Origin of the sequence: Acinetobacter sp. UBA5934, from assembly GCF_002430855.1 — a bacterium.
GTDB lineage: Bacteria > Pseudomonadota > Gammaproteobacteria > Pseudomonadales > Moraxellaceae > Acinetobacter.
In genome coordinates this window covers 1-4,878 of record NZ_DJDC01000016.1, presented here as the reverse complement: position 1 = coordinate 4,878, position 4,878 = coordinate 1, and the positions used below count along the sequence as shown (strand labels likewise).

4 protein-coding genes are annotated in these 4,878 nt (G+C 40.7%); 3 read left to right on the top strand and 1 reads right to left on the bottom strand.

Annotated elements, in window-relative coordinates:
* Positions 1-630 (top strand): SMP-30/gluconolactonase/LRE family protein (locus B2Y23_RS01145; RefSeq protein ID WP_291368510.1); only part of this gene is annotated, 630 nt, incomplete at its 5' end.
* Between the two features lie 49 nt (positions 631-679).
* On the opposite strand, the gene B2Y23_RS01140 is transcribed toward B2Y23_RS01145, so the two are convergent.
* Positions 680-1,615, bottom strand: a complete 936-nt coding sequence (locus tag B2Y23_RS01140) for a LysR family transcriptional regulator (protein WP_291368508.1) — start codon at positions 1,613-1,615, stop codon at positions 680-682.
* 112 nt (positions 1,616-1,727) lie between these two features.
* Between B2Y23_RS01140 and B2Y23_RS01135 the strand changes: the two genes are divergently transcribed.
* Together B2Y23_RS01135 and B2Y23_RS01130 are read left to right on the top strand one after the other, a co-directional pair.
* Positions 1,728-2,903, top strand: coding sequence for a fumarylacetoacetate hydrolase family protein (locus B2Y23_RS01135; RefSeq protein ID WP_291356739.1), 1,176 nt, complete (start codon positions 1,728-1,730; stop codon positions 2,901-2,903).
* A 130-nt stretch (positions 2,904-3,033) separates the two neighbouring features.
* A complete protein-coding gene (locus B2Y23_RS01130; RefSeq protein WP_291356737.1) occupies positions 3,034-4,821 on the top strand; it encodes an IlvD/Edd family dehydratase in 1,788 nt (595 codons plus the stop codon).
* Positions 4,822-4,878: the final 57 nt, after the last annotated feature.

Genomic DNA, 4,878 nt, shown 5'->3' with positions numbered 1-4,878 from the left:
GATTTAGAATTTATTGATCACCCTGAACCAGATATGCCTTTTAACCGTCTGAACGATGGAGGTGTAGACCGACAAGGTCGTTTTGTTTTTGGATCGATGAACCGTATGGAGGAAGATAAAACCGCCTCTTTATATCGTTTAAATACAGATATGACGGTTCAGAAACTAGAAGAAAATATCAATACTTCAAATGGGATATGCTGGAATCCAAAAGGTAATAAGTTCTACTTTACAGATACCTGGCAAGGTGAAATCTGGTCATACGATTATGACAGTGCAGATACCGGTTTAACGAATAAACAGGTTTTTTGCAAAATCGATACGCAAGATGGCGGCTCAGCAGACGGATCAACTGTAGATAGTGAAGGTTATGTCTGGAGTGCGAAAGTATATTCAGGGAAATTGGTACGTTATGCGCCTGATGGCAGCATAGATCGAATCATTGAAATGCCGGTTAAAAAAGTGACCAGTCTGGCGTTTGGGGGTAAAGATTTAGATGTGCTCTTTGTTACCTCTATGTCTCAACCTCCACTACCACGTTTTCCCGGAGACAATCAGTTGCGTGGTAGTGTATTTGCCATTTATGGATTAGGGATCCAAGGTGTCGCCGAAACATATTTCAAAGGTTAAATGCCATTTAATCACTTGGCTGATTTAATTAGCCAAGTGATATTTATAGCTAATTCTGCTTAGCCTTTCCTAATAAAATTTCTATAAATGTTTGTGCAATTTCTGAAATTGGTTCGTTTTTCCTCGTCAAAATACCGTAATCCTGGGCATCTAAAATCAACTCGGTTTCTATAATGCATAGTTTCCCGTCTTTCACCTGTTGAGCGACCATTGCTTCAGGCAGCATAGCGACCATGGGAGCAGTTTGTATAATCTGTAGGAAAGTTTGCATGGACATGGTATTGACCGTATTCAAAGGGACTTTAACATTTGCGCGCATAAATGCCGCTTCCATACGTTCACGAATTGGTGTTCCTTTAGGGTAAACCACCCAAGGCCAATCCATGAGTTCGTTCAATTTACAAAATTTCTTTTGAGCATAGGGATGCTCATGATTAACCACAATACAAAAAGGCTCAGGTCCTAAGGGCTTAAAATCAAAAAATTGCTGTTGTGTTGCCTGGGTAAATCGGCCAACCGCTAAATCCAGTGTATGTTCACTGAGCATTTCCATTAAATGATCACTGGTCTGTTCAACAACATCAATGGAGAGTAATGGCCATTTCTTTTTAATCTCAATCACAGAATTTGGAATGACAGACGCGGTTGCAGCAAAAATTCCACCTACTTTAAGAAATCCATGTCCACCTAGCCTCAGCATTTCAATAGCTTCAACAAAATGTTTGGCATCATTCAGGACCCGCTGTGCATAACAAATCACATGCTGCCCCAATGCTGTTACAGGCATACTTCTCGGTAAGCGTTCAAAAATAGAAAAACCCAGCATATTTTCAATTTCTTTCAGCATCTTACTGATCGCGGGCTGACTTAAATTCATCTGTTCAGCTGCTAAATGCATATTTTTAGTTCTTGCCAAAGTCTCCAATAAAACCAAGTGCCTATATTTGAACCAATTATTGAAACTTGAATAATTTAAGTCTGCCATTTAGAAATCCTTTTACCAATAACTACAGGTTATTAATTATTAAATTATTATCATTGGTATTTATTAGAAAGGAATTCTACGATGATTTCAATTATAAATAGAGTTGCTTTACATGAAATTTACATTAAATTCAGCCAATTCATTGCCAGTGGATGGTACACAAGGATGCTTAATTGGGCGAGCATGGGTACCGCATAAAGTTGCTGGTCCATCGCCAGTGATTTTGAAAGGTAATCAGGTTTTTGATATTTCTAGTCATTTCAATACGATCTCTGAATTATTAGAAACTGATTCCCCGATCTCGGCTCTCTCTAAAATTGAAGGTCAATTGATTGGGAATATTGATGAAATTTTTGCAAATACTTTGCCTGAGCCAGATCCAAGTAAAGCTTATTTTTTAGCACCTATTGATCTGCAAGTGATTAAGGCTGCAGGAGTAACTTTTGCTGCAAGTATGCTGGAGCGGGTAATTGAAGAACAGGCTGCAGGAGATGCGGATAAAGCGCAACACATTCGGGAAATCGTGCAGGGAGTGATTGGAGACAGTCTTAAATCTATTCAGCCTGGCTCTGTAAAAGCACTTGAATTAAAAAAATACTTAATTGAACAAAATATGTGGTCTCAATATCTTGAAGTTGGGATTGGCAGTGATGCAGAAATATTCACCAAAGCTCCTGTTTTAGCAGCCGTAGGTACAGGTCAAAATATTGGTATTCATCCAAAATCAGAGTGGAATAATCCTGAACCTGAAGTGGTTCTAGTGGCAAATAGCCAAGGTGAAATTTTAGGTGCGACTTTAGGTAATGATGTCAATCTGCGTGATTTCGAGGGACGTAGTGCCCTTTTATTGAGCAAAGCTAAAGATAACAATGCCTCATGCGCAATTGGTCCTTTCATCCGCTTATTTGATCAAACTTTTAATTTGGATGATATCCGCTCATGTGAGGTAGAACTCAAAATTGAAGGAACGGATCATTTTGTCTTGAATGGTTTAAGTTCCATGTCTCAAATTAGTCGTGATCCAGAAGATTTAATTCAACAGACTTTAAATGAAAATCATCAGTATCCGGACGGATTTGTACTATTTTTAGGAACATTATTTGCCCCTACCCAAGATCGAGAAAAACCTGGAGCGGGCTTTACCCACAAAGTTGATGATGTCGTACGGATTCATACTCCTAAACTAGGCACTCTTTACAACACTGTAACGACCAGCGACAGAGCATCACCTTGGAATTTTGGCATCAACTCATTGATGCAAAATTTAAAGCAGCGTGAATTACTATAGTTTTCACATATTATCCCTAGGTTGAATGGTATTCCTAAATGATTAGCTTTAGGGTTGGTCTCTGCCTTTCAAATAAATAACTGCTTCCCATATTGCTCATTTGCATAATATTAAAGTTAAGGATCTGGAAATGAATAATCAAAGTAAACGGATTTTTTTACGTAGCCAGGAATGGTTTGATGATCCAGAACATGCAGATATGACAGCTTTGTATGTTGAACGATATATGAATTATGGTTTGACACGTGATGAGCTTCAGTCCGGTCGACCAATTATTGGTATTGCACAGACAGGCAGTGATTTAACTCCTTGTAATCGTCACCACAAAGAATTAGCAGAACGCGTTAAGGCCGGTATTCGTGATGCCGGTGGTATTCCTATGGAATTTCCAGTTCATCCAATTGCAGAACAATCACGCCGTCCTACTGCCGCGCTTGACCGCAATTTAGCCTATTTAGGTTTAGTGGAAATTCTCCATGGCTACCCGCTTGATGGCGTGGTCCTGACCACTGGTTGCGACAAAACCACACCTGCCTGCCTCATGGCAGCAGCCACTACCGATTTACCGGCTATTGTTCTTTCAGGTGGACCTATGCTGGATGGCCACTATAAAGGTGATTTAATTGGATCAGGTACAGTGATCTGGCATGCACGAAATTTACTGGCTTCTGGTGAAATTGATTATGAAGGGTTTATGGAAATGACCACTTCAGCATCTCCATCAGTTGGGCATTGCAATACCATGGGCACGGCACTTTCCATGAATGCCTTGGCTGAAGCCTTAGGTATGTCTTTACCGACGTGTGCCAGTATTCCTGCGCCTTATCGTGAGCGTGGTCAAATGGCTTATGCGACCGGTAAACGCATCTGTGAGATGGTCCTTGAGGATTTAAGACCCTCAAAAATTATGACCAAAAAATCCTTTGAGAATGCGATTGCTGTTGCCTCTGCTTTAGGGGCTTCAAGTAACTGTCCTCCCCATTTGATTGCGATTGCACGCCATATGGGTATTGAGCTGACGCTAGATGATTGGCAGCGTGTAGGCGAATCTATCCCACTGATTGTCAATTGTATGCCTGCAGGTAAATATCTGGGTGAAGGTTTTCACAGAGCTGGTGGTGTTCCCTCAGTATTACATGAACTGCAACAAGCAGGTGTTATTCATGAAGATTGTGCAACAGTGAGCGGCAAGACTATAGGTGAAATTGCCAAGCAATCTAAAACCTCAAACGCTGATGTAATTTATCCCTATCAAGAGCCGCTTAAACATGGCGCCGGATTTATTGTACTCAGTGGTAATTTCTTTGATAGTGCGATTATGAAAATGTCTGTTGTGGGAGAGGCATTCAGGAAAACCTATTTGTCTAATCCGCAGGATGAAAATAGCTTTGAAGCTCGAGCGATTGTCTTTGAAGGGCCAGAAGACTATCACGCCCGTATTAACGACCCCGATCTTAATATTGATGAAAACTGCATCTTAGTCATTCGTGGTGCAGGTACAGTCGGTTATCCAGGTAGTGCTGAAGTCGTAAACATGGCACCTCCTACAGAGCTAATCAAAAAAGGCATTGATTCTTTACCTTGTTTAGGTGATGGTCGCCAAAGTGGAACATCAGCCAGCCCTTCTATTTTAAATATGTCACCTGAAGCAGCTATTGGGGGTGGGATTGCATTGCTCAAGACCAATGACCGTTTAAGAATTGATTTAAATAAACGTTCTGTAAATGTACTTGTTTCTGATGAGGAATTAGAACGCCGCCGTCAACAATGGAAACCTGACTACCCTGCATCTCAAACCCCATGGCAAGAAATGTATCGCAAGTTAGTAGGACAACTTTCTACAGGTGGATGCCTGGAACCAGCAACCTTATATATGCGTGTCATTAATGACAAAAACTTGCCCCGACATTCTCATTAAATCGAATCTAGGACTAATCAGATGAATACAATTGGACACAACTTTATAGCGGGTACC

Bases quoted from the DNA above. Each gene is read 5' to 3' on its own strand.
- B2Y23_RS01130 (WP_291356737.1), top strand. From the start codon at position 3,034: ATGAATAATCAAAGTAAACGGATTTTTTTACGTAGCCAGGAATGGTTT.
- B2Y23_RS01135 (WP_291356739.1), top strand. From the start codon at position 1,728: ATGAAATTTACATTAAATTCAGCCAATTCATTGCCAGTGGATGGTACA.
- B2Y23_RS01140 (WP_291368508.1), bottom strand. From the start codon at position 1,615: ATGGCAGACTTAAATTATTCAAGTTTCAATAATTGGTTCAAATATAGG.